Raw genomic sequence first — 23,091 nt, 5'->3', positions numbered from 1 at the left:
CGACGGCTTCTCAGCCGAACTGCGCCCGCCTAACGGCTCACGCCCCTCGAACCTACAGCGCTAAGCCAATCAGGCCGCAGTAGCAGCCCCCCAGGGCTGCTCATATTACCCCGCACATCAGAAAATCACGGTTTTCGGAGGTGTCCAGCTTCGAGCCGGAGCTAGTGAAGAAGGGCCAGACCCGGATCGACGGGATGGATGACAAGATCATCGGGCTCTACGCCGCCGGTCTGACGGTCCGGGACATCCAGGCCCATCTGCTCGATCTTTATGGCTTGAAAGTCTCGCCCGACCTGATCAGCCGCGTCACCGATGCGGTGCTGGGCGAAGTCAGGGAATGGCAGAGCCGGGCCCTGGACCGGATGTATCCCATCGTGATCTTTGATGCGCTGCGGGTGAAGATCCGGGATGGTGACTGCCGGACGGTCAAGCACAAGGCCGTCTACGTCGCGCTTGGCGTCACCCGCGATGGGAGCCGGGAGGTTCTGGGCCTGTGGATCGCCGAGAACGAGGGCGCCAAGTTCTGGCTCGCGGTGATGAACGAGCTGAAGAACCGGGGCACGCAGGATATTCTGATCGCGGTTGTCGATGGGCTGAAGGGCTTCCCCGAGGCCATCACCGCCGCCTTTCCGGAGACACAGGTCCAGACCTGCATCGTGCATCTGGTGCGCCACAGCCTGAACTTCTGCTCCTGGAAGGACCGCAAGGCCGTGGCCGCCGATCTGCGCCGGATTTACAGCGCCCCGACCGCCGATTTGGCCGAGGCCGAGCTCGATGCTTTCGAGGAAAAATGGGCCGGGAAATACGCGTCCATCGCCCCGGCCTGGCGCCGGGCATGGCAGGAGGTGATCAGCAGGAGGTGATCCCGTTCTTTGCCTTCGATCCGGCGATCCGGAAAATCATCTACACCACAAATGCCATAGAAAGCCTCAACCGCGTGATCCGGAAAACGATCAAGACACGTGGCTCCTTCCCGACCGACGAGGCTGCGACCAAGCTGATCTACCTCGCCATCCGAAAATTTGAGAAGGATGGCCGGAACGTCCGAGAATGGTTTGCGGCCCGCAACCAGTTCGCCATAATGTTCGGTGAGCGCTTCGACGCTTGAGTATTTGAAACCGCATGGGCCGGGTCAGATACACAGACTTCACGACACTCCCATCTCAATGGGGGCGAAGCGGAGCTGGCCGTTCTTCGATCTTTTCTCGCCAACGAGGACATCACCGGTAGAGAGAAGCGTGTTCTGTTTCGCGCGGCGTGGGCGCTGCTGTATGCCTACTATGAGTGGTTTTTTGCAAATTTGCACTGACCGTCTACTTCGATGCCCTGCAGTCATATGGGGGAAATGCGAAGAATTTGCCCCCAAGACCCAAGCCTTTGCCTTGATCGATAAACTGAAAGAGATCCGGCAACTGCCATCAGTGGATTTTATTTCTGCCATGCGAGGGTTTGAAGCCGATGTTCTCGCAGCGCCCATCACTTTTCCGGAGGTGGATACAGAATCGAACTTTTGGCCCAGAACACTGACCAGATTGTTGGAGGATGCTGACCTGGAACTTGAGTCGTTGTCATCGCACAACTGATCGCTCTACACACTGCGTCAGCAGGCGGAACAAGATTGCGCATGGCGAAAGGGACATCATCCCTGAATACGACTACTTTATTAGGCTCCAGACTCATTGAATTTCAGAGCCAGAAGATGACGGCGGCAGCGAGTGCGATGGCTGAGAGGAAGACCTTCGGGCACCTGTCGTAACGGGTTGCGACACGCCGCCAATCTTTCAGCCTGCCGAACATGATCTCGATGCGGTTGCGTCGCTTGCACCTGCGCTTGTCGGTAAGCGGTGCAAAGACCCCATGTTTCAAAAAAATAAGTTGTTTGAGATGCTGGCGCCACCTGAAGAAAGGAGGTGGTGATGCTGGACGGAATGATGCCGGAAGAGGTGAAGGTGTGGGGGTTCACCGTCCCCGTTTCCTCATCCGGGCGGCGCAAGTGGCCTGATGCGCTCCGCGCTAAGGCTGTTCAAAAGATCCTGGCTGGTGCCGGAATCCGCGAGACTGCCGAGGAGATCGGGGCCAATAAATCTCTGGTCGCTCTCTGGGTTAAAAAGGCTGGTACTTCCGGGAAGAGCCCGACATTTGTCGAGGTAATAGCTCCGGCGGCCCAGCGGCCAACCGTGTCCCCTCACGAGAATGGACCCGAGGCTGCAAGCAGCACCTCCTGCCGGATCAGTATCGGAACGGCAGGAATCGAGATACCTCCTGGCTATCCTGCCGATCATTTGGCGGAAGTTTTGCGCGCCGTGAGGGCGGCACAATGATTTCTCCTGCCAGCAACTTTCGAATTTACCTCGCCTCGGAGCCGGTCGACTTCCGCAAAGGCATGGACGGGCTTGCAGCCTGTGTGGCTAACAGTTTCGAGCTCGATCCCTATTCAGGGGCGATTTACGTTTTTCGTTCCCGGCGTGCCGACCGGTTGAAGCTTCTGGTTTGGGATGGTTCAGGTCTTGTGCTGATCATGAAACGGCTGAATGGCAAGCGCTTCACCTGGCCGAAACCGCAAGCCGGGCCTGTCACTTTGAGCAAAGTCCAGTTCGACGCCCTTTTCGAAGGGATCGATTGGACCCAGGTGGCAGCATCAAGCAGCCGCAAGCCCGTTTTCCTGTAAACCCAACAGCCAGTTCCTTGCTGATCGGCCGGAGCGCTCCCGGCCAACAGCCCAATTTGCCATAGGTCTTACCCTGATGTCCCGCATCCCCTTCATCGAAGACCGGTTTTTCAACCCGGATGACACCACCTACACTCTGGAGAAACGGCTCGTGCAGCACCTGCGCGACCTGCGAAGCCGGAAGTTGCCTGATGCCAGCACCGGTGCGGAACACGCAGAAGGCAGTGAAAAAGCTGCCAGGTGCCGCCACTCCACCAACCCCAGCGAACAGAAAAGAGCGCGGATCAAACGCCGTGTTGATCTTCTTATCGAGCGCCGGAAAGCAGCTTCCGGCATGGGGCATCTCCCCCGGGAGCACCGGGAGCGGCTCGCTGTGCTGCGGGATGGCGTCAGCCTGGCTGTGATCGCTACTGAACACCAGGCTGATGAACTGGCAGCCGAACTGCATGGGGAAATGCCCTGGATGTCTCCGGCGACGGAAGCCGTGTGGCATGCGATGCGCCGGTCCGTGCGCGAAGGGTGGCCGGGCCTGCGTCTGCCGCCCATTCTGCTGGATGGGCCGCCCGGTATCGGAAAAAGCCACTGGGCGCGGCGCCTCGGGCAGTTGCTCACAATCCCAACGGCTGTTGTTGAAGCTACCAGCGAGAACGCGTCGTTCGGCGTTGTCGGGTCGCAGCGCGGCTGGGGCAGTGCGCATCCGGGGCGCTTGCTGGAAACCATTATGCAGGCGCGCGTTGCAAACCCGATTATTGTCGTGGACGAAGTGGAGAAGGCCGGGAAAGCTACGTCCAACAGGGGACATGCTTTTGGCCTGGCTGAGGCGCTCTTGCCTTTGCTCGAACCCATGACTGCCAAACGCTGGAATTGCCCTTACTATCAGGTGAAGTTCGACATGAGCTGGGTGGGCTGGGTGCTGACGTCCAACAATTACCGCCTGCTGCCTGAACCGCTTCTTAGCAGGTGCCCGCCTGTCCGGTTGCGCGAGCTTACACCAGCGGAACTGAGTGATTTTGTGCGGCGGGAGGGCGCTAAACGGCATCTTTCGTCCATCGCGGTCCAAGCTGTTACCGAAGCTGTTGACCGCACTTGCCAATATGGGATGCGCATCGACCTCCGGATTGCATCCCGGCTGCTCCAGCGTGCTGAAGACCTGGAACGTCGACCTGTCTGGCAATGACCACCGTGGAACTTCTGCAAGTTGCTGAAATTGCACGTTGGAGTGCTCCGGACGAATTCGTTTGGTTCAAGGGTAGCAATTCGCAGACAGCGCCCTTCGCAAAGTCGACGCTGCCAGTTTATCAGAAGTGCGCCGTCAGCCCAAAGGTGTCCTATGTCTGGTGACCAGCTAGGGTCAGGACTCATAGCCAGTAAATGACGAGTGCGGCGAGGGCGATGGCTGAGAGGAAGACCTTCGGGCATCTGTCGTATCGGGTCGCCACACGCCGCCAATCCTTCAGCCTGCCGAACATGATCTCGATCCGATTGCGGCGTTTGTAGCGGCGCTTGTCGTACTTGACCGGTTTCTTCCGCTGTTTCCGACCGGGGATGGGATACACGCGCGTATCCCTTTGTCTTTCAACGCTTCTCTGAACCAGTCTGCATCATATCCGCGGTCCCCGAGGAGCCAATCGACACTCGGCAGGCTGCTCAGCAAAGCCCGTGCCCCGATGTAATCGCTGACTTGCCCAGCAGTAACGAACAGGTTCGGGCAGAACCCGGAACAGATCCTGCGGGGCTTCGATGGCATCCTGCAGCGGCCCTCCCGGCAGCATGCTTCGCATGCGCCTGCCAGGTGACAGAAGGCTGCACCGGCTGCAACCGGCAGGCGCGCCCATCGCGGAAAGGCGGCGCGCCGGTCACGGTCGCACATTGCCGGGTGCATGCCCTCAGAAAGCTGAAGGAGGTCTTCGACCGCGGCGGCGCCGTGCGGGAAGCACGCCTCCGGCGTGATGATCGCCGCCGGGGGACTGCGCCGGATTTCGAAGCTCTACCGCATCAAGGATAAGATCCGCGGCATGGGTGGTCCCGCCCAGCGGCTGCCGGCCCGGCAGGCCCGCACCGCGCCGCTGGCCGCCGGGTTCGGAGAATGGCTGCAAAGCCAGCGCTGCCGGATCTCCTCAAAATCGCGTCTCGGTGAGAAGCTGGCCTGCATCCACCGTCAGTGGGACCGGCTGCAAACCTTCCTCCACGACGGCCGCGTCGGGATCGACTCCAATGCCCCCTCTCGGCAGATTGCTGCGCAATCGCCCGCCGGGCAGCGGTGCGAGAACCTGATCCGCCCTATCGCCCTGACGAGAAAGAACGCCCTCCTCGCCAGCCATGATGAAGGCGGCCGCCCCTGGGGCCGCATCGCTTCGCTCATCGCCACAGCAAAGATCAACGGCGTCGAGCCTTTCGCCTACCTCAAGGCCACCCTCGAAGCCATCGCTGCAGATCACCCTGCCAGCCGGCTCGACGAGCTCCCCCCCCCCTGGAACTTCCAGCCGTCAAGCTGACCCCGGGTGCAGTGTGGGCAACGCTTGCAGAGAGGCCATGCGGAGCGGCGGCCTAATCAGGCGGGCGATCTGCCGGGGTGGGCTGCGGTGCCGGTTCTTTGGGCGGGAGAGCCGGTGCCGGGCCGCAGAAGCTGGGGAAGCAGGCAAGACTCGACGGAGGTCTTCGTTGCCGGCGCGGTCAGAGCCGCACCGGCGCGGCCAGCTCCAGCAGGCGCGGCAGGTCCATGTAGCGCTCCAGATGCGCGGCCAGCGCGTCCAGCGTTGCCTCCACCCCGGCCTCGTAGCCCGCCTGGCTTGCGTGTCCCAGGCTGGCGAGGAACTCGGCCCGGAAGGCGTCGGAGGAAAACAGACCGTGCAGATAGGAGCCGCGCACCCGCCCGCAAGGAGAAACGGCGCCTTCGGGGCGGCCATCGATGCTGAGCCAGGCGCGGGCGCAATCGGGGCCGGTGCTGCGGCCCATGTGGATCTCGTATCCGGTCACCGGCAGGCCGCTGTCCCGGGTCTGCGCCTCGGTCAAGGTCACGCGTTTCCCGGCCGCCATCGTGGTCTCGATGTCCAGAAGCCCCAGCCCCTCGGCAGTGCCGGGGCGGCCGTCCACCCCCAGCGGGTCGGCGATGCTGCGGCCGAGGATCTGGTAGCCGCCGCAGAGCCCCATCACATGGCCGCCGCGGCGGTGGTGGGCGCGGATGTCGATGTCCCAGCCTTGGGCGCGCAGGAAGGCGAGATCGCCCAGCGTCGACTTGCTGCCGGGCAGGATCACCAGATCGGCATCGCCGGGCAGGGCGCGGCCCGGCGGCACGATCTCCACACTTACGCCGGGTTCCGCCGCCAGCGGGTCGAGGTCGTCGAAATTGGCCATCCGCTCCAGCTGCGGCACCACCACCTTGCAGGCGCCGCCCAGGTGCGAGGCGATGTCCATCATGTCCTCGGCCGGCAGTTTCCAGGCGTCGTTGAACCAGGGGATCACCCCCAGAGACGGCCAGCCGGTGCGCCGCGCGATATCGTCCCTGCCCGCATCGAACAGGCTGAGATCGCCGCGGAACCGGTTGACGAGGAAGCCTGCGACCCGCTCCAGGTCCTGCGGCTCCAGCACCGCCTGGGTGCCAACGATCTGCGCAATCACCCCGCCGCGGTGGATGTCGCCGGCCAGCACCACCGGCACGCCTGCGGCGCAGGCAAAGCCCATATTGGCGATGTCGTTTTTCCGCAGGTTGGTCTCGGCCGGCGAGCCCGCGCCCTCGATCAGCACCAGATCGGCCGCCGCCGCCAGCCGCCGGAAGCTGTCGAGCGCGGCCTCCAGGAGGCCGGCCTTGTCGCGCATGAAGGAGCCCGCCGCCATGGTCCCGCGGCGCTTGCCCTGCACGATGAGCTGGGCGCCGGTGTCGGTCTCGGGCTTCAGGAGGATGGGGTTCATGTCGGTATGGGGCGGCCGCATGGCCGCGCGGGCCTGCAGCGCCTGGGCGCGGCCGATCTCGCCGCCTTCGGGGGTGACGGCAGCGTTGTTGGACATGTTCTGCGGCTTGAAGGGCGCAACCTTCAGCCCGCGGCGCGTGAAAGCGCGCGCAAGCCCCGCGACGATGAGCGACTTGCCGACATTGCTGCCGGTGCCCTGGATCATGATCGCCCGTGCCATTGACCGCTCCCTGCCTGATGCCGCCCGTGATGCCCCTTTGCCGGACCTTGCATAGCAGGTTAGCGGCGCCGGTCCAGCGCGGCTGTGCTGCTTCCGGCACCTTCTGGCCCGGGCGCGGCGCGCGCACCCGCGGGCGGGGCGCCCCGCGTCCGGCTGGTGTCCTGCGCGGGACAAGGCTTACGGCCGCCGCGCATCGCCGGCGCCCTCCCGCGCGGCGGCAGTTTGGCCGGGGCTGGGGCGCCGCCAATGGGGAGCACGGGCCTGGCCGGGATAAGCTGTCCGTCGCGCCCGTTGGGATCGCCCCCGCGCGCACAGGACAAGCACGGCTCACTGCTTAAAGCGGCGGCAGCTTTCCTCATCGCGGACGAGCACGGTTTGCGGGCGCCGCAAAAGAAAAACGCGCCCCAAGGGGACGCGCTTTTCAGCTAACATGGCAGGCGGTTTCAGGCCGCTTCGGCCTGTGCTGCGTGGCGGCGCTCGCTCTCTTCGCGCGACAGCGCAACCGAGGTCCGCACACCGCGGCCCACAAAATCCATCAGCCCGGAAACCACCCGCTCGTTGGGGTCGATCCCGGCACAGGTCAGCACTTCGCGGCCATCGCGCGACCGGGCCCAGCGGGCGATCTGCTCAGGGCCGTTGCCGTATTTCTTGTCATCGGCGATCGCATCATCCAGAGCGGCAAGCACAACGGCGGCAAAGAGTTTGCGCGCACGGTTGCCCTGCTCGTTGTTATATGCGGTGCCGTCAACGAAATCTCGCATCTCGCTTCCTTTGTTGTTCTTGCTGTTGCAATTTTCGCCGTGGCGCTGCTTATGACGGAAGTATGACGATTCGGGTAGCCCGCAGATGCATAGCGTTCATGCAAATTGCGCATACCTTTACGACACGCTCACACGACATAGGTTGTCTTGCCAGCCGACAGCCCGCCAGATATAGGGGCTGTTAAGAATACATCAACCATCTGAAAGGCATTTTTCCATGCCCAAGATCAATGGAAACGAAATCCGTCCCGGCAACGTGCTGGAGCACAATGGCGGCCTGTGGGCGGCGGTGAAAGTCGATCACGTGAAGCCGGGCAAGGGCGGTGCTTTTGCTCAGGTCGAGCTGCGCAACCTGCGCAACGGCTCCAAGCTGAACGAGCGGTTCCGCTCGGCGGACAAAGTGGAGCGCGTCCGCCTGGAGCAGAAGGACCAGCAGTTCCTCTATGAGAGCGACGGCATGCTGGTGTTCATGGACACCGAGACCTACGAGCAGATCGAACTGCCGGCGGACCTTCTGGGCGACCGCCGCCCGTTCCTGCAGGACGGCATGACCATCGTGGTGGAATTCTACGAGTCCGAAGCGCTGAATGCGACCGTGCCGCAGAAGGTGACCTGCAAGATCGTCGAAACCGAACCGGTGGTGAAGGGCCAGACCGCGGCCAACTCCTTCAAGCCGGCGGTGCTGGACAATGGCGTCAAAGTGATGGTGCCGCCTTTTGTCGGCCAGGACGAGATGATCGTGGTCAACACAGAAACCATGGAATATTCCGAGCGCGCCTGAGCCCGTTCTGCCGGCCGGCCGCAAACCGGCTGCAATCCCGACTCATCCAGCCCCGCGCCGCCCGCGCGGGGCTTTGTCATTGGGGATCAGCCGGGCAGCGCCAGGCTGAAGCCGCATTCATCCATCATCTTGCCATAAGCCGCGGTGAAGCCGTCGAGCGAGGCGGTGAGCAGGGGCACTCCGTCCGCGCGGATCTCAACCCAGCGCCCGGATTTCATCATTTGCAGCATCGGCAGATGCGCCGAAGGGTCCAGCCGGCTTTCGGCCGAGGCCAGGCCTTCGCGGTTGATCCAGACCGAGGTGGAGCCATAGGCCGCGCCGCCGTCGTCGAACAGAAACTCCACTGTCTGGCCGGGCTGCATCTGGGTGAGGTAGTGGCGCGGCGCGGTCTCTCTCACCCGCGTCACCGGATAATGATACGGCGGGCCCGCGTCGCCGTTGGAGACCTCGATCCGCAGTGTCGGCATACCGTCACCGCCGGTATAGGCGGTGCAGCTGCGGCGCAGATCCTCGCCGGTGTCCACCACTTCGACCATTGTGTGCCAGTCGCGGTAGCTCCAGTAGTCGGCCGCGGCCGCGGCCGCGGCCGGGGCGGCTGTGACGGTCGCGAGCGCGAGGGCAAATAGCAGGCGCATGCCTTCCTCCTTGCGGGTGCTCCCGGCCGGAAAAAGAGGACGGTCCGGGTATTGCGGGCAGGGTAGCGGCCAGACGTGAACAGACCCTTGCCATTTGCTTGGGAAGCAGGAGGCTGCGCGCTTACCCCAGCCAGGAAACGCGGGCGTCCCCCGCCTGCATGTCCCCGCCTGCGCGGTCAAAGCGCAGGTAGGCGATGCCCTGGCCGCCCGACTGGGTAAAGAGCGTGCCCGCGGGCTTGCCGCCCGCGGTGATCCCGCTGCCCACAGGGGCTGCGCCCGCAACTGAAACGGTGCAGAAGCCCTTGCGCAGCTCGGTCTTGTGTTTCATCCGCGCAGTCACCTCCTGGCCGACATAGCAACCCTTGCGGAAATCGACGCCGTTCAGCGCCTCGAACCCCGCTTCCAGGATGAAAGTGTCGCCGGTCAGCTCCACTCCAGTTTCAGGAATGCAGTGGCGGACCCGGATCGCGTCCCAATCGCTGCCGTCATCGCCGCCTTGCCTGCCATAGAGCCGCCAGCCCATGTCCGCATGGCGCGGATCGGCCAAGGCGCCGTACGGCGCCGGGCCGGTGCCGCGCTGCACCTTCAGCCCGGTCTCTTCGATCTGCACATCAGCGCGCAGCCGGTACATTGCGAGCCGCTTCTTCAGCCCCTCACCCAAGGGGGCGGCCACGTCCAGCAGCACCGCGCCGTCTTTGTCCGCCACCAGGAAGAAATCGGCCAGGTATTTGCCCTGCGGCGTCAGCAGCGCGGCATAGACCAGCCCCTGATCCAGCCGCTCGACATTGTTGGTGACAAGCCCCTGCAGGAAGCTGCGGGTGTCGGCGCCGCTCAGGCGCAGGATGCAACGGTCGCTCATGTCGTGGTCCCCCTGGGCGTTTCAACTCTTGCGCCCGTGATATAGGAACTGGGCGGGAAGAGAACAGGAAAACCCGCCATGCCCGCACCTTTGAGCATCGTGATCCCCACCCTCGACGCCGAAGATGAACTGCCCGCCTGCCTCACGGCGCTGATGGAGGGGCTGACTGCCGGGCTGATCCGCGAGCTGATCGTGAGCGACGGCGGCTCCGCGGACGCGACCCGCCGGATCGCGGCGGAGGCCGGGGCAGAGTGGCTGAGCGGCGCGGCATCGCGCGGTGGGCAGCTGCGGCGCGGCTGCGCTGCGGCCAAGGGCGAGTGGCTGCTGGTGCTGCACGCGGATACAAGGCTGGAGCCGGGCTGGGCGGCGGCAGTCTCGCAGCATCTGCAGGAGGGGCAGGGAAGGCCCGCTTATTTCCGGCTGCGCTTCCGGTCCCGCGGGGTGGCGGCGGCCTGTGTGGCGGGCTGGGCCAACCTGCGCGCGCGGCTGTTCGGGCTGCCTTACGGCGATCAGGGGCTGCTGGTGCGGCGGCGGGAGTACCGGGCCGCGGGCGGCTATCCCGATCAGCCGCTGATGGAGGATGTGGCTCTGGTGCGCAGGCTGAAGCGGCTCACCTGCCTGCCGGCCGCGGCGCTGACCAGTGCAGCGCGCTACGAGCAACAGGGCTGGCTGCGGCGCGGCAGCCGCAATCTATTTACCCTGGCGCGCTATTTCCTCGGCGCCGACCCGGAGGCGCTGGCCCGCGCTTACCGCAAATAGGCGCAGGCCGCCGCGGTCTTCAGCCGAACATTTTGCGCGCGACCCGCTTGAACCAGGGCGGCCGGGGCTGGCTGCGTGCCAGACGCTGCGGCGCCTGCGCGCGCACGCCCTCGGTATCGACCAGCGTCTTGCCGTCCTGAAACTGCAGCCGGTAGAGATCGGCGTAGATGCCGCCGCGCGCCAGCAGCTCCTCGTGGGTGCCCTGGTCCATCACACGGCCGCGGTCCATCACCACGATCTTGTCGGCGTTGCGGATGGTCGACAGCCGGTGCGCGATCACCAGCGTGGTGCGCCCGCCCGACAGCTTGTCCAGCGCCAGTTGCACCACCTTCTCCGATTGCGCGTCCAGCGCCGAGGTGGCCTCGTCCAGCAGCAGCACCGGCGTGTTGCGCAGAAGCGCGCGGGCAATCACCACCCGCTGGCGCTGGCCGCCCGACAGAGCCGAGCCGCGCGGCCCCACCTTAGTCTCCAGCCCGTGCGCCAGCTTGGGCAGGAAATCCGCCACATGGGAGGCCTCCAGCGCGGCCTGCAGCTCCTCCTCGCTCACGTCGGTGCGCCCCAGCAGGATGTTGTCGCGCAGCGTCTCGTCAAACAGCAGCGCGTCTTGCGTCACCACGGAGAACAACGACCGCAGGTCGTCGGTCTTCAGATCGCTCACCTCGACGCCGCCCACCGCGACCGATCCCGCCTGCGGGTCGACCATGCGGGTCAGAAGGTTGAAAATCGTCGATTTGCCCGCGCCCGAAGCCCCCACCAGCGCCGTGGTCTTGCCAGCCTCGGCAGTCAGCGACAGCCGGTGCAGGATCTGCGATTCGCCATAGCTGAGATCGACGTCCTTGAGGCTGATCTCCGGCAGGCCCGCGGGGGCCGGTTTCGGGTTCTCCGGTTCGGTCAGCAGGATCGGCGCATCGACCAGCTCCTTGATCCGCTCCAGCGAGGCCGCTGCAGCCTGCCAGATGCCGGAAATATTGGCGAGCCGGCGTATCGGCTCGAAAGAGAGACCGATCGACGTGAAGAAACTCATGAATTCGCCGACCGTCTTCTCGCCCGCGATGATCTCAGAGCCGCCGTAAAGCAGCACCGCCATGAAGCCCGCGCCCGCCATGACGTCGGTCATGCCGGAAATCGAAGAAGTGCCAAAGGCGGATTTCACCTCGGCCGTCACCAGCCGGTCCATCAGGTTGCCGAACCGGTTGTTCTGGTAGGTCTCCAGCCGGTTCAGCTTGATCGGCACGATGCCGTGGAAGATCTCGTCCAGCCGGGTGGTCAGCGATCCGCTGAGGTCACGCGCCAGCGACGCCTTCTTGCGCACGTAGCGCTGTGCCATCTTGATCGGCAGCAGCAGAACCGGCACCCCGATCAGAAGCACCGCGGTCCAGCGCCAGTCGATGCTGATCGCCACTGCAAGCACCGCGACAAGCGCCATCACGTCGCGGCCCGCGCCGGTGATCATCGCGCGCCACACCGTGTCGATGGCGCCGACATCTCCCTGCACGCGCTGGATCAGGAGCCCCGGCGGGTGCACCTGGTGAAACGCCGGGTCCTGCCGGATCAGCCGCGCGAGCATGTCCTTGCGCAGATGCGCGGCCGAGGTCTGGGAGACCTTGCTGAGCAGCACCTTCTGGGTGACGCTGGAGACACCGCGCAGGGTGAAAATGCCCAGGAACGCAAGGCTCACCCAGAACAGTGCGCCGGTGTTGCCCTGCACGAAGACAAGGTCGAACATCGGCTGCATCATGTAGCCGAGCGCGCCCATGGTGGCACCCTCCAGGATCATGAAGATCACCGCAATGCCCAGAAGGCCGATGTAGGAGCGCAGATAGCCGCGCCACAGCCAGCCCAGCAGCTCGCGCGCGGATTTATACTCAGGCTTGCTCATAAGCGGCGGGTCCGGCAGGAAATTCGGGACATTCTCAGGCCTTCCTTGACTTGCCACAGCCATTTAAGCAGCAAAGCGTCAGGGCGCAAGCGGTTCAACCCGGAGGGGAATTGACCGGCGCGGAGGGGCCGGTAGTGTAACGGCAAAACGATCCGGCGGCAGGGCGCTGCGGGCAGCAGGCGGGGATGATGCGGAAATGAGCACACCGGTAAATGTTTCGGCGGGGCGGCCCTATCTGGCAATCCCGGGTCCTTCGGTGATGCCGGATGCGGTGCTGCAGGCGATGCACCGGCCCTCGCCCAACATCTACGCAGGCGAACTGGTGGAGATGACCGCCGCGATGATCCCGGACCTGAAGCGGGTGGCGCGCACCGGCCATCACGCGGCGATCTACATTGCCAACGGCCACGGTGCCTGGGAGGCGGCGCTGCAGAATACGCTGCAGCCCGGCGACAAGGTGCTGGTGCCCGCGTCGGGACGGTTCGGAATCGGCTGGTCGGAAATGGCGGCGGCGCTGGGGATCGAGACGGAGCTTCTCGACTTCGGCACCGGGGCGGCTTGGGATCTGGAGCGGATCGCCGCGCGGCTGGCAGCCGACAAGGGACAGCGCATCAAGGCGGTGCTGGCGGTGCATGTGGATACCTCCAGCTCGATCCGCAACGATATCCCTGCGCTGCGGCAGCTGCTGGACGCGGAGGGGCACCCGGCACTCCTGATGGCCGATTGCATCGCCTCGCTGGGGTGCGAGCGGTTCGAGATGGACGCCTGGGGTGTCGATGTGATGGTCTCGGCCAGCCAGAAGGGGCTGATGGTGCCGCCGGGGCTGGGGTTTGTCTTCTTCAATGCGCGCGCCGCTGCCGCCCGCGCCGCGCTGCCCCGGGTCAGCCGCTACTGGGACTGGGCCCCGCGCGCCAACCCGGATGAGTTCTACCAGTATTTCGGCGGCACCGCGCCGACGCATCACCTTTACGGGCTGCACGCGGCGCTGGGGCTGATCCACTCCGAGGGGGTGGAGGCGGTCTGGGCCCGGCACGCGCATCTGGCCCGTGTCATCTGGGCCGCCTGCGAGGCCTGGAGCGCCGAGGGGCCGCTGCGGCTGAACGTGCCGGACCGCGGCCTGCGCTCCCACGCGGTGACGGCGCTGCAGATCGGCGCGCCGCTTGGCACGCGGCTGCGGGAGTGGCTGGAGCAGTCGCTGGGGCTGACCCTGGGCATCGGCCTCGGCATGGCGCCGCCGCGAACCGAAGCCTGGCACGGCTATTTCAGGCTTGGCCACATGGGGCATGTGAACGGCCATATGGTGATGGGGCTTCTGGGCGGGATCGACGCCGGGCTGAACGCACTGGAGATTCCGCATGGCGGTGGCGCATTGGCCGCCGCAGCGCAAGCGCTGAGCGCGGCGGAGGTGGAGAACGGCCGCTGAGCGAGGGGCAGGGCAGTCGGTGCCGGTCGCGCAGGCCCAGGAGAACAGCCCGCCGAATCTGCAGCCCGCGCGCTTCCGGACGCAAGCCGGGAGCAGCGCGCCCGCTGGCGCTCCGTATAGCCGCGCGGTCGGCCCGCCTTTTGGCGCCGCGTAAAAGGCAGCCCTGGCAGTAAGCCCACCGGCACGCCCATCGATAAGCCCACGATCTAGCCCCCAAGACAATCCCACCGGCGGGAAGCCCGCTTGCAGGTGGCCGGCCCCGGTCAGTTCCTGAAAGCCAGCTCCCGGCAGGCACAGCGCAACCGCCGGCTGCCTCCCGCTTTCAGGCCCCGCCGTCCGCCAGCCGGGCCTCCAGCCGTGAAATGAAGTGGTTGATCAGCAGCGCCAGCACCAGCACCGGCACCAGCCCGTATAGCATCCAGACCACGAAAAAGACCCACATCAGGTTCATGCCGGCAAAGGTGATCGCAGCGGTGAACAGATCCGGTGTGCCGTCCGGCCGTTCGGGTTCGCGCATGGCCATACTCCCAGAACAGGTTACCCAGAAATACTGTTCAAAGAGTAGTCCGGCGGGGGTGAATGTCCGGTAAAACCCGGTTGATCTTTGTTACCGAGCGGCGGAAATCAGCCTGCGGCGCGCGCCGCTGCCAGCGCCACCGGCAGGGCGGCGGCAAAGGCGTCAAGCGCGGCTTCAGGCCCGCAGCTGACCCGGATGCAGCGGTTCTGTGGGGCGGAAAAAGGCATCCGCACAAACACGCCTTGGGCGGACAGCGCCTCCAGCGCCGCGCGGGCAAAACCGCCGTCCCGGCCGCAGTCGATGGCAACGAAGTTGGCCGCCGAGGGCAGCGCCTCAAGACCATTGGCCGCGGCGGCCGCGGCAATCCGGCTGCGGGCGGCGGCGATCCGCTGCAGCACCTGCGCCAGGTAGGCGCGGTCCTGCAGCGCGGCCAGCGCGCCTTCCTGAGCGATCCGGTTCACGCCGAAATGGTTGCGCACCTTGTTGAAGGCGGCGATCAGATCCGGATGACCGAGGGCATAGCCGATCCGCGCGCCCGCCAGCCCGTAGGCCTTGGAGAAGGTGCGCATGCGGATCACCCGGGGGTCATCGGCGCGGCCCGGCCAGGCGGTGCCTTCGGGCGCGCAGTCCACATAGGCTTCGTCCAGCACCAGCAGGCAGCCTTCGGGCAGGCGGTCCAGCAGTGCCGAGATTGCCCTGCCGCTGTGCCAGCTGCCCATCGGGTTGTCTGGATTGGCGAGGTAGACCAGTTTGGCCCCGGTCTCCCCCGCCCTGGCAAAGAGCGCCTCGATATCCTCGTGGTCGCCCTTGTAGGGGACGAGGTGCAGGGTGCCGCCAAAGCCCGCGACATGGTAGTTGAAGGTCGGATAGGCGCCCAGCGAGGTGACCACCGCATCGCCCGGCCCCACGAGAAGCCGCACCAGGCAGCCCAGCAGCCCGTCGATGCCCTCGCCCACAAGGATATGGCCGGGGCGCACGCCGTGGTGTTCCGCCAGCGCCAGGCGCAGCGCGTGGCTTTCGGAATCGCCGTATTTCCAGGCCTCCGCCGCGGCCTCGGCCATGGCCTCGACGGCGCGCGGTGAGGGGCCGAAGATGTTCTCGTTGGCGCCGAGGCGGGCGGCAAAGGGTTCGCCGCGGTCGCGCTCCTGCGCTTCGGGCCCGACAAAGGGCACGGTGGCTGGCAGGGCATTGACGAGCGGGGTGTAGCGGGGTCCAGTCATGCGCGCAGATAAGCCTTTCGCGGCGCCCTCTGCAAGCCCCGGGGGACAGCCGCACCGGGCTGCGCCTGCGGCGGACGGGGCAAAATTCCGGACGCGGAATTTTGGCCGGAAAATCCCCATTTTCCGGCGCCTGCCGCTGCCGGCCTGCCCCCACGTCCCGGTGGATTCCGCGGCCGCCGCGCGGCAGTCTGGCGTAAACCGGCAGTGCAGGGCCGGCAGCACAGGGAGAGCGCCATGACCCGGGTTTCTATCAGCTACAAAGACCACATCGCCCACGTGGCGCTGACACGGGGTGAGAAGCGCAATGCGCTTGACGAGGCCATGGTCAAGGCGATCATCGCCGCGGGCCAGGAGGTCGCGGCCTCGGATGCGCGCGCGGTGGTGCTCTCGGGCGAGGGCGAAAGTTTCTGCGCCGGGCTCGACTTGGGCAGCTTTTCGGGCTTTATGCAGCGCGACCTTTCGGCCTGGCTGATGGAGCGCAGCTTTGAGGACGCCAACGAGATGCAGGAAGTGGCGATGGTCTGGCGCCGGGTGCCGGTGCCGGTGATCGCGGCGGTGCAGGGCGCCTGCTTCGGCGGCGGGCTGCAGCTGGCGCTGGGCGCCGACATCCGCGTCGCGGGGCCGGATGCGCGGCTGTCGGTGATGGAGATGAAATGGGGGCTGGTGCCCGACATGGGCGGCATGGCGCTGCTGCCCGGTCTCCTGCGCCCGGACCTGTTGCGCCGCCTGACCTACACGGCTGCAACGGTCCCTGCCGAACAGGCGCTGGACTGGGGGCTGGTGACCGAGCTGGCCGGCGACCCCCTGGCGCGGGCCCATCAGCTGGCAGGAGAGATCGCCGCCCGCAGCCCCTCGGCCATCCGCGCCGCCAAACGGCTGATCGCCTATGCCGAAAGCGGTGCCAGCCAGGCCGATGTGCTGCTGCGCGAAAGCGCCGAGCAGCTGGAGCTGATCGGAAAGCCGGAGCAGATGGAGGCGGTGGCGGCCGGGCTGTCTCGGCGGCCTCCCAACTTCCGTTGAGGGCTGCATCGGCCGGTCCGCGGCAACCGAACGCCTTACTTTGAAATGCAACGCCAATTTTCGTGTAACTTTTCCGGAATGCGCCTCAATTGGCGGGAAACCGCCGTCCGCCGGCGGGAAAATGCCGCGTAAAGGCAGCGCAAATGCGCGTTAACCCTTTGATAACCTCCGGCGCCCGAGGGTGTTTTCAGCAAGGCGCAGAAGGGCCGGGCCAGCCGCATGATCCGCAAGCGGCGGCCGCCCTCGCGGGGCAGGGGAGTTCCCGCCGCCTTGCGGTCCGTGGTGGATCCGGTTTCGGGCGGCGGCGGCTGCCCGAAACCGGGCTTCAGAAAGGAGTGAGGCAATGCGAGTTGTGCAAACCAACATTCAGGCGGTGCAGACCAAGTGGTTTATCCTGTTCGAAAGCGGCGGGCTTCTGTCGCGCACGGGGGACCGGATCACATATTTCTATGACGAGGCGCTGAGCTTCCAGACCCGCGAGGAGGCGCTGCGTTACTTGATGGCGAACCGGAACGTGGTGGATGGCACCGGCCTGCGCCCGTCGCTGACCGAGGCGGCCTGAGCGGTGCGGCGGCAGGGGTTTCCGGAACCGCTGCCGGGTAGCGGTGCAGGCAGCGCGGGCCGTGCAGGCAGGGCGGGCCGTGCAGGCAGGACGGGCAGGGCAGGCGGGGAAAGCCATGCCTAGAGCCGTGCGGCGGCTGGCAGTCTGCGCCGGCCTGCTGATCTCTGCCGCGGCGCTGGGGTTCTGGCTCTTGATGCAGGGCGGCGGCGGTGCCGAGGGCTGGTTCAACGCCGCCGCCGCCCGGCATTTCTGGCTGCCCTGCGGCACCGGCCTGGCGCTGGCGATCGCCGCCTGCTGCAGCCGTTGAGAAATCGCTTTGCGGGCGGCATCCGGCGGCATCAGCCGGTGAGTGTGGACTCTGCTACCAAAGTGCCGGGTCATTCAGCGCTGCTGTGCAAGTGCAAGGGCCGCCCAGCGGCGGCACCGCGCCCCCTGCCAGCGACTGGCCGATCCATCCCACGGGCTGGCTGAGCGGCTGCGGCGCGGGCACCTCGGCTTCATCCATCGGCAGGAATCCGACCTTTCCATAAAAGGCCGGGTCGCCATAGGTGAGGGCAATATCCACTCCGGCGCCGCGCAGAGCGTCCAGTGCATACCGCAGCAGGCCCCGGCCCGCGCCTTCGCCCTGGCGGTCGGGCGCCACTGCCATGGGGGAGAGGATGAAGACGCTGCGGCTGTCCTGCGCATAAGTAAGCCGGGTGAATATGGCCCCGCCTATCAGCGCCCCGCCGTCTTCGGTTACAAAGACGCGGAGATCGTCGAGCGCGGTCCGGGTGAGGAGATCGCGCACGAGCCGGCCGATCAAGGCACCTTCCTCCGCGCCTTCGGAGGCGGTGAAAGCGGCGGTGAACAGGCCGATGATGTCCTCTTCGCGCCCCTTGTGCGTGTTCGAATGCTGCATGCAGCTGTCTCCTGTTTGTACGGCAACATGAAGCCGATGTGAAAAGGGCCGCGCCTTCGGTGAGCGCGGCCCTGGAAGGCAACCTGAGTGAGACCCTTCGGCCGCTTAGAGCGAGGCTTTGTAGATCTGGGTGATGTTGGCGGCGAGGGCAGCGTTGTACTGCTCGTCGCTCATAGCCACGTTCAGCCCCTCGGTCAGCGCGCGGCTGAAGGAGGCGGTCATCTTGGGGTTCTGCGCCAGTTTCTCGCAGGCCTCATCAGTGGAGTAGCCGCCCGAGAGCGCGACCACGCGCACCACATTGGCCTGTTCGGCCAGCTCGTCGTAAAGCCCGGGCTTGGTTGGGATGGTCAGCTTCAGCGCCACCTTGGTGTCAGCGGGCAGCGCGTTCAGTTCGGCGAGGATTTCTGCCTTCAGGATGTCCTCGATCTCGGCCTTGGCGGGGGCATGGATGTCCACCTCCGGCTCGATGATCGGCACCAGCCCGGCGGCGGCGATCTGGCGGCCGACCTCGAACTGCTGCGCCACCACGGCCTTGATGCCCGCCGCATTCGGCTCCTTGATGACCGAACGCATCTTGGTGCCGAAGATGCCCGCCTCTTTGGCGCGGGCGAGCAGCGCGTCAAGCTCCGGCATCGGCTTCATCACCTGAACGCCGTTTTCCTCCGCTTCCAGGCCCTTGTCGACCTTCAGGAAGGGCACCACGCCGCATTTCTCCCACAGGTAGTCCGGCACGCGGATGCCGCCGATGGCGTTGTCCATGGTCTTCTCGAACAGGATCGCGCCGATGATTTTGCCGCTGCTAAATTCCGGCGCGGTGATGATGCGGGCGCGCATTTTCTGGATCTCGGCAAACATCTCGTCGTCGTTGGCATAGGCGTCTTCATCGACGCCGTAGAGCTTCAGCGCCTTCGGGGTCGAGCCGCCGGACTGGTCGAGCGCGGCAATGAAGCCCTTGCCAGTGGCGATGCGGTCGAATTGGTCCTGCCAGGTGGAAGCGTCTTTTGCCATAATGCGTCACTCTCTTGGAAAGGTGGGTTGTCCTGTGGTGTCTATAGCGCGAATTGAACCGGAAACAACGGGGTGTTGCGCTAACACAAAGGCGATTTCTGCGGGCCGGGCGGAGGGTTGCCGGGGGTGCGGCTTGCGGCCGGCTTCGGGGCTGTCAGGTTGGGCGAAGGGAAGGCCGCCGGGTCCGCCGTCAGCCCAGCCAGTCCTTTCGGCAGACTGCGTCGTTCAGTGCGGTGAGGTCGCGGCGCAGAGCCTCAAGCGGGATCGGGCCGCCAAGACAGACCCGCATCGCCTCGGACGGCGTGCCGGCCACAGTGAAGGCATCGCTCGGCATCAGCCCGATGCGGCAGCCCGCCATGCGGCCCATCACTTCGGCCCGGCTGGTGCCGCGGGGCAGGTCGAGCCAGAGGTTGAAGGCGCCGGGCTCCGAGACATAGCTGCACTCCCCCAGCACCTCCGCCGCCAATGCCTGACGCTGCGCCGCGGCACGGCGCACAAAGCTTTGGATCCCGGCCGCGGTGCCGTCGTCGATCCAATGTCCCAGCAGCGCGAGGCTCAAGGGGGAGACCATCACATGCATCGCCCGCAAGGCCTGCGAGAACTGGCCCATTGCGGCTGTCTTCGGCACCGTGGTGCAGGCCAGCCGCAAGCCGGCGCCGAGGCATTTCGACAGGCCTGCCACATGCCAGCCCAGCCCCGGCAGGTGGCTGCAAACCGGCGCGGGCGCGCCGGGGGCGGTGAAGCAATAGGCGTCATCCTCCACCAGCGGCAATTCATGGGCGCGCAGCACCGCGGCGATCTCGGCACGGCGGGTGGCCGGCATGGTGCGGGTGGTCGGGTTGTTAAGCGTCGGGTTCAGGTAAAGCGCCGCGGGCCAACGGCTGCGGATTGCGGCCTCCAGCGCGTCGGGCAGGATGCCGTCCGCATCCGCCGCCACCCCCTGCAGCCGCAGCCCCAGCCTTGCGGCGATGGCGCGCAGACCGGGGTAGGTCACCTCCTCGCACAGCACTGTGCTGCCCGGCTCGCCCAGAACCGAGAGGATGGCAAACAGGCTCGCATGGGCGCCCGGGGTGATCGCCAGCCGCTCGGGTGCCGCGGGCAGGCCGTTGGCCTCCATCCAGGCGGCGGCGCGGGCGCCGTCCTGGGCGCTGCCGGTAACGGACTGATAGCGCATCAGCGAGACCAGATCGCCCGAAACCTGCGCCAGCCCCGCCTGCATCCGTGCAAGCAGCGCCGGGTCATCGGGCTCCGGGGGCATGTTCATCATCGGGTCCTCTTCACCCGCGCGCTGCGGGTCGGGCCGCGCAGGCAGGGTCCCGGCCGCCTTCACGAAGGTGCCGCGGCCGACGAAGCTTTCGATATGGCCCCGGCGCACCGCCTCGGCATAGCCGCGCGAGACGGTGGAGAAATCCACCCCCAGCTCCTGCGCCACGCGCCGCTGCGGCGGCAGCCGGTCGCCGGGATTCAGCTCGCCGCGGCTGATCGCGGTGCGGATCGCCTCGGCGATCTCCAGGTAGCGCGGCTGCGGCTCCTGTCCGTCCGCCCGGGCGTCCCGGTCCGCAAGCGCGGGAATCCATTGTTTCACCTGTCGGCTCTCCTGCTGGCGGCGTGGCAGCCGCATTGTGTCGCAATTGATTGGTTTAATGCCTTATGCAAGGTCGCTATGCAACAGGAATGATCGCATATTGATTGCATTCAAACCGGGAATCGCTGTATCAGGCGGGCAGTTGCAAGGAGGTAGCGCAATGCAGACGCAGGTGAGCGACGGACAGCAGGAGACGCAGCGGGCGCTGAAGCCTGCGCTGCTGAATGGGTTGCGGCTGCGCTGCCCAAGCTGCGGGCAGGGCAAGCTGCTGCACAGCTATCTGAAGGTGAATGACGGCTGCGCCCACTGCGGCGAGGCGCTGCACCACCAGCGCGCCGATGACGGCCCGGCCTATCTGACCATTCTGGTCGTCGGCCATATCCTCGGCTTTGCGCTGCATATCATTTACGTGCAGTTGCGCCCCGATCCCTGGACCTTGGCGATCCTGATGTCGGTGATCACGGTGGGGGCCTCGCTGGTTCTGCTGCCGCGGATGAAGGGCCTGGTGGTGGCCTATCAGTGGGCCAAGCGGATGCACGGGTTTTAAGACGGCACCCTTCAACTATTAGAATGCAAAAGGCGGGCCAGCGGCCCGCCTTTTTCCGTTCTTTCCCTGCGCCGCGAAAGCGGCGCCGGGCCCAACGGGAGCTGCTCATGTGCCATGAGCAGGCGACGGGCGGGAGAACCCCGCCTGCCGGCCGCAGGCCTTACACCAGGCGCGAGGTCTGCTTGGCCGCGCGCACGAAATCGTCGAACAACGGGTGCGGTGCGAAAGGCTTCGACTTCAGCTCCGGGTGGAACTGCACGCCGATGAACCACGGGTGATCCGCCCATTCCACGATCTCCGGCAGGCGGCCGTCAGGCGACATGCCGGAAAACTTCAGCCCGCATTCCTCCAGCTTTTCGCGGTATTTGGTGTCCACCTCATAGCGATGGCGGTGGCGTTCCTCGATGTGGCTGCTGCCATAGACTTCGGCCACTTTCGAGCCTTCCGCCAGGGCCGCGTCATAGGCGCCGAGCCGCATGGTGCCGCCCTTGTCGTCGCCGACCTTGCGCTCCACGGTGAGGTTGCCCTGCACCCATTCCTTCAAGTGGTAGACCACCGGCTCGAAGCGCTTCTTGCCGGCCTCGTGGTCGAACTCCTCGGAGCCCGCCTCGGCCAGGCCCGCCACGTTGCGGGCGGCTTCAATCACTGCCATCTGCATGCCGAGGCAAATGCCGAGGTAGGGCACCTTGTTCTCGCGCGCGTATTGCGCTGCCTTGATCTTGCCCTCGGTGCCGCGCTCGCCAAAGCCGCCGGGCACCAGGATGGCGTGGAAGCCTTGCAGGTAGGGATCGGCGTCTTCCTTGTCGAACAGCTCGGCATCGACCCATTCGATCTTCACCTTCACCCGGTTCGACATGCCGCCGTGGGTCAGCGCCTCGGCAATCGACTTATAGGCGTCTTCCAGCTGGGTGTACTTGCCGACAATCGCGATCTTCACTTCGCCTTCCGGGTTGTAGATGCGGTCGGCGACGTCTTCCCAGCGGCTGAGGTTCGGTTTCGGCGCCGGCGCGATGCCGAAGGCATCCAGTACCGCCTGGTCCAGCCCCTCGCGGTGATAGGCCAGCGGCGCCTCGTAGATCGACTTGAGATCCTGCGCGGCAATCACCGAGTCGGGCCGCACGTTGCAGAACAGCGCCAGCTTCTCGCGCTCTTTCGCCGGGATCGGGCCTTCGGAGCGGCAAACGAGAATGTCCGGTGCCAGGCCGATCGAGCGCAGCTCCTTCACCGAGTGCTGGGTCGGTTTGGTCTTCAGTTCGCCCGAGGCCTTGATATAGGGCAGCAGGGTCAGGTGCATGAAGATGCACTGTCCGCGCGGCTTGTCCTGGGCGAATTGGCGGATCGCCTCGAAGAAGGGCAGCCCCTCGATGTCGCCGACGGTGCCGCCGATCTCGCAGAGCATAAAGTCGACCTCATCCTCGCCGATCGAGATGAAGTCCTTGATCTCGTTGGTGACGTGCGGGATCACCTGGATGGTCTTGCCGAGGTAGTCGCCGCGGCGCTCCTTCTCCAGCACGTTGGTGTAGATGCGGCCGGAGGAGATTGAGTCGGTCTTGCGCGCGGGCACGCCGGTGAACCGCTCGTAATGGCCGAGGTCGAGGTCGGTCTCGGCGCCGTCGTCGGTGACGAACACTTCGCCGTGTTCGAACGGGCTCATCGTGCCCGGATCGACGTTGAGATAGGGGTCCAGCTTGCGCAGCCGCACGGAGTAGCCGCGCGCCTGCAGCAGCGCCCCCAGCGCCGCCGAAGCCAGGCCCTTGCCCAGAGATGAAACAACACCGCCAGTGATGAAGATGAAACGCGCCATGAGTGTTCGGCTGCCCCCGTGAGAAGTCAGAATC

23 protein-coding genes and 3 pseudogenes are annotated in these 23,091 nt (G+C 65.8%); 13 read left to right on the top strand and 13 right to left on the bottom strand.

The features are described 5' to 3' along the window. Window positions 1-146: 146 nt before the first annotated feature. Both ACOHX0_RS15130 and ACOHX0_RS15125 read left to right on the top strand, forming a co-directional pair. Window positions 147-1,108, top strand: a pseudogene (locus ACOHX0_RS15130) (IS256 family transposase); the annotation flags it as partial. A gap of 274 nt (window positions 1,109-1,382) precedes the next feature. Beyond that, on the top strand, window positions 1,383-1,583 hold the full coding sequence (locus ACOHX0_RS15125; RefSeq protein ID WP_420677843.1) for a hypothetical protein: 201 nt from the start codon (window positions 1,383-1,385) through the stop codon (window positions 1,581-1,583). A 103-nt stretch (window positions 1,584-1,686) separates the two neighbouring features. Here ACOHX0_RS15125 and ACOHX0_RS15120 read toward each other — a convergent pair. Beyond that, a pseudogene (locus ACOHX0_RS15120) lies at window positions 1,687-1,836 on the bottom strand (transposase); the annotation flags it as partial. Between the two features lie 80 nt (window positions 1,837-1,916). On the opposite strand from ACOHX0_RS15120, the gene ACOHX0_RS15115 reads away from it, so the two are divergent. From ACOHX0_RS15115 to ACOHX0_RS15105, 3 genes are all read left to right on the top strand, one after another. Next, entirely contained in the window at window positions 1,917-2,321 is a 405-nt protein-coding gene (locus ACOHX0_RS15115) for a transposase (protein ID WP_420677842.1), read from the top strand. Beyond that, window positions 2,318-2,668 carry an IS66 family insertion sequence element accessory protein TnpB gene (gene tnpB / locus ACOHX0_RS15110; RefSeq protein WP_420677840.1) on the top strand — a complete coding sequence of 117 codons (351 nt, stop codon included), beginning with the start codon at window positions 2,318-2,320 and terminating at the stop codon, window positions 2,666-2,668. The genes ACOHX0_RS15115 and tnpB overlap by 4 nt, the downstream gene beginning before the upstream one ends. A 76-nt stretch (window positions 2,669-2,744) precedes the next feature. Further along, window positions 2,745-3,845: an AAA family ATPase gene (locus ACOHX0_RS15105; protein WP_420677839.1), complete on the top strand. Its 1,101-nt coding sequence runs from the start codon at window positions 2,745-2,747 to the stop codon at window positions 3,843-3,845. 181 nt (window positions 3,846-4,026) lie between these two features. On the opposite strand, the pseudogene ACOHX0_RS15100 reads toward ACOHX0_RS15105, so the two are convergent. Then, a pseudogene (locus tag ACOHX0_RS15100) lies at window positions 4,027-4,367 on the bottom strand (IS5 family transposase); the annotation flags it as partial. 250 nt (window positions 4,368-4,617) lie between these two features. Between ACOHX0_RS15100 and ACOHX0_RS15095 the strand changes: the two are divergent. Further along, window positions 4,618-5,163, top strand: a complete 546-nt coding sequence (locus ACOHX0_RS15095; RefSeq protein WP_475682936.1) for an IS66 family transposase — start codon at window positions 4,618-4,620, stop codon at window positions 5,161-5,163. A gap of 178 nt (window positions 5,164-5,341) precedes the next feature. Here the strand turns inward: ACOHX0_RS15095 and ACOHX0_RS15090 are convergent, their stop codons facing one another. Further along, window positions 5,342-6,796 (bottom strand): cobyric acid synthase, encoded by a 1,455-nt coding sequence (locus ACOHX0_RS15090; protein ID WP_420677837.1) that lies wholly within the window; start codon window positions 6,794-6,796, stop codon window positions 5,342-5,344. A gap of 443 nt (window positions 6,797-7,239) precedes the next feature. Next, window positions 7,240-7,557 carry a DUF6280 family protein gene (locus ACOHX0_RS15085; RefSeq protein ID WP_420677836.1) on the bottom strand — a complete coding sequence of 106 codons (318 nt, stop codon included), beginning with the start codon at window positions 7,555-7,557 and terminating at the stop codon, window positions 7,240-7,242. 217 nt (window positions 7,558-7,774) lie between these two features. On the opposite strand from ACOHX0_RS15085, the gene efp reads away from it, so the two are divergent. Next, entirely contained in the window at window positions 7,775-8,338 is a 564-nt protein-coding gene (gene efp / locus ACOHX0_RS15080) for an elongation factor P (RefSeq protein ID WP_420677834.1), read from the top strand. An 86-nt stretch (window positions 8,339-8,424) separates the two neighbouring features. Here the strand turns inward: efp and ACOHX0_RS15075 are convergent, their stop codons facing one another. Next, window positions 8,425-8,973, bottom strand: coding sequence for a hypothetical protein (locus ACOHX0_RS15075; RefSeq protein ID WP_420677833.1), 549 nt, complete (start codon window positions 8,971-8,973; stop codon window positions 8,425-8,427). A 121-nt stretch (window positions 8,974-9,094) separates the two neighbouring features. Beyond that, entirely contained in the window at window positions 9,095-9,832 is a 738-nt protein-coding gene (gene ygfZ / locus ACOHX0_RS15070) for a CAF17-like 4Fe-4S cluster assembly/insertion protein YgfZ (RefSeq protein ID WP_420677832.1), read from the bottom strand. 78 nt (window positions 9,833-9,910) lie between these two features. On the opposite strand from ygfZ, the gene ACOHX0_RS15065 reads away from it, so the two are divergent. Beyond that, window positions 9,911-10,591: a TIGR04283 family arsenosugar biosynthesis glycosyltransferase gene (locus tag ACOHX0_RS15065; RefSeq protein ID WP_420677831.1), complete on the top strand. Its 681-nt coding sequence runs from the start codon at window positions 9,911-9,913 to the stop codon at window positions 10,589-10,591. A gap of 19 nt (window positions 10,592-10,610) precedes the next feature. On the opposite strand, the gene ACOHX0_RS15060 is transcribed toward ACOHX0_RS15065, so the two are convergent. Further along, window positions 10,611-12,470: an ABC transporter ATP-binding protein gene (locus ACOHX0_RS15060; RefSeq protein WP_420677829.1), complete on the bottom strand. Its 1,860-nt coding sequence runs from the start codon at window positions 12,468-12,470 to the stop codon at window positions 10,611-10,613. Window positions 12,471-12,666: 196 nt separating this feature from the next. On the opposite strand from ACOHX0_RS15060, the gene ACOHX0_RS15055 reads away from it, so the two are divergent. Beyond that, complete coding sequence (locus ACOHX0_RS15055) at window positions 12,667-13,893, top strand: pyridoxal-phosphate-dependent aminotransferase family protein (protein ID WP_420677828.1); 1,227 nt, start codon at window positions 12,667-12,669, stop codon at window positions 13,891-13,893. A 322-nt stretch (window positions 13,894-14,215) separates the two neighbouring features. On the opposite strand, the gene ACOHX0_RS15050 is transcribed toward ACOHX0_RS15055, so the two are convergent. Next, complete coding sequence (locus tag ACOHX0_RS15050; RefSeq protein WP_420677827.1) at window positions 14,216-14,410, bottom strand: histidinol phosphate aminotransferase; 195 nt, start codon at window positions 14,408-14,410, stop codon at window positions 14,216-14,218. 107 nt (window positions 14,411-14,517) lie between these two features. Beyond that, window positions 14,518-15,630: a pyridoxal phosphate-dependent aminotransferase gene (locus tag ACOHX0_RS15045; protein WP_420677826.1), complete on the bottom strand. Its 1,113-nt coding sequence runs from the start codon at window positions 15,628-15,630 to the stop codon at window positions 14,518-14,520. 234 nt (window positions 15,631-15,864) lie between these two features. Here ACOHX0_RS15045 and ACOHX0_RS15040 point away from each other — a divergent pair, with 234 nt between their 5' ends. The 3 genes from ACOHX0_RS15040 (at window position 15,865) to ACOHX0_RS15030 (ending at window position 17,519) form a co-directional block, all read left to right on the top strand. Continuing rightward, window positions 15,865-16,650, top strand: a complete 786-nt coding sequence (locus tag ACOHX0_RS15040) for a crotonase/enoyl-CoA hydratase family protein (protein WP_420677825.1) — start codon at window positions 15,865-15,867, stop codon at window positions 16,648-16,650. 343 nt (window positions 16,651-16,993) lie between these two features. Next, window positions 16,994-17,212 carry a hypothetical protein gene (locus ACOHX0_RS15035; protein WP_420677824.1) on the top strand — a complete coding sequence of 73 codons (219 nt, stop codon included), beginning with the start codon at window positions 16,994-16,996 and terminating at the stop codon, window positions 17,210-17,212. A gap of 115 nt (window positions 17,213-17,327) precedes the next feature. Beyond that, window positions 17,328-17,519 carry a hypothetical protein gene (locus ACOHX0_RS15030; protein WP_420677822.1) on the top strand — a complete coding sequence of 64 codons (192 nt, stop codon included), beginning with the start codon at window positions 17,328-17,330 and terminating at the stop codon, window positions 17,517-17,519. Between the two features lie 54 nt (window positions 17,520-17,573). On the opposite strand, the gene ACOHX0_RS15025 is transcribed toward ACOHX0_RS15030, so the two are convergent. The 3 genes from ACOHX0_RS15025 to ACOHX0_RS15015 form a co-directional block, all read right to left on the bottom strand. Beyond that, entirely contained in the window at window positions 17,574-18,113 is a 540-nt protein-coding gene (locus tag ACOHX0_RS15025; RefSeq protein ID WP_420677821.1) for a GNAT family N-acetyltransferase, read from the bottom strand. Between the two features lie 105 nt (window positions 18,114-18,218). Further along, window positions 18,219-19,121 carry a fructose bisphosphate aldolase gene (locus tag ACOHX0_RS15020; protein ID WP_420677818.1) on the bottom strand — a complete coding sequence of 301 codons (903 nt, stop codon included), beginning with the start codon at window positions 19,119-19,121 and terminating at the stop codon, window positions 18,219-18,221. A gap of 190 nt (window positions 19,122-19,311) precedes the next feature. Beyond that, the gene (locus ACOHX0_RS15015; protein ID WP_420677816.1) at window positions 19,312-20,706 is read right to left on the bottom strand and encodes an aminotransferase-like domain-containing protein; all 1,395 of its coding nucleotides are present in this window, start codon (window positions 20,704-20,706) and stop codon (window positions 19,312-19,314) included. 160 nt (window positions 20,707-20,866) lie between these two features. Here ACOHX0_RS15015 and ACOHX0_RS15010 point away from each other — a divergent pair, with 160 nt between their 5' ends. Beyond that, window positions 20,867-21,253 carry a DUF983 domain-containing protein gene (locus ACOHX0_RS15010; RefSeq protein ID WP_420677814.1) on the top strand — a complete coding sequence of 129 codons (387 nt, stop codon included), beginning with the start codon at window positions 20,867-20,869 and terminating at the stop codon, window positions 21,251-21,253. A gap of 160 nt (window positions 21,254-21,413) precedes the next feature. Here ACOHX0_RS15010 and ACOHX0_RS15005 read toward each other — a convergent pair whose 3' ends face one another. Next, a complete protein-coding gene (locus ACOHX0_RS15005) occupies window positions 21,414-23,057 on the bottom strand; it encodes a CTP synthase (protein ID WP_420677813.1) in 1,644 nt (547 codons plus the stop codon). Between the last annotated feature and the right edge of the window lie 34 nt (window positions 23,058-23,091).

This window comes from Cribrihabitans pelagius (assembly GCF_048820915.1).
In the GTDB taxonomy this organism is placed as follows: domain Bacteria; phylum Pseudomonadota; class Alphaproteobacteria; order Rhodobacterales; family Rhodobacteraceae; genus Cribrihabitans_A; species Cribrihabitans_A pelagius.
The sequence above is the reverse complement of the archived record's forward strand: the minus strand, read 5'-3'. Positions and strand labels throughout refer to the sequence as shown.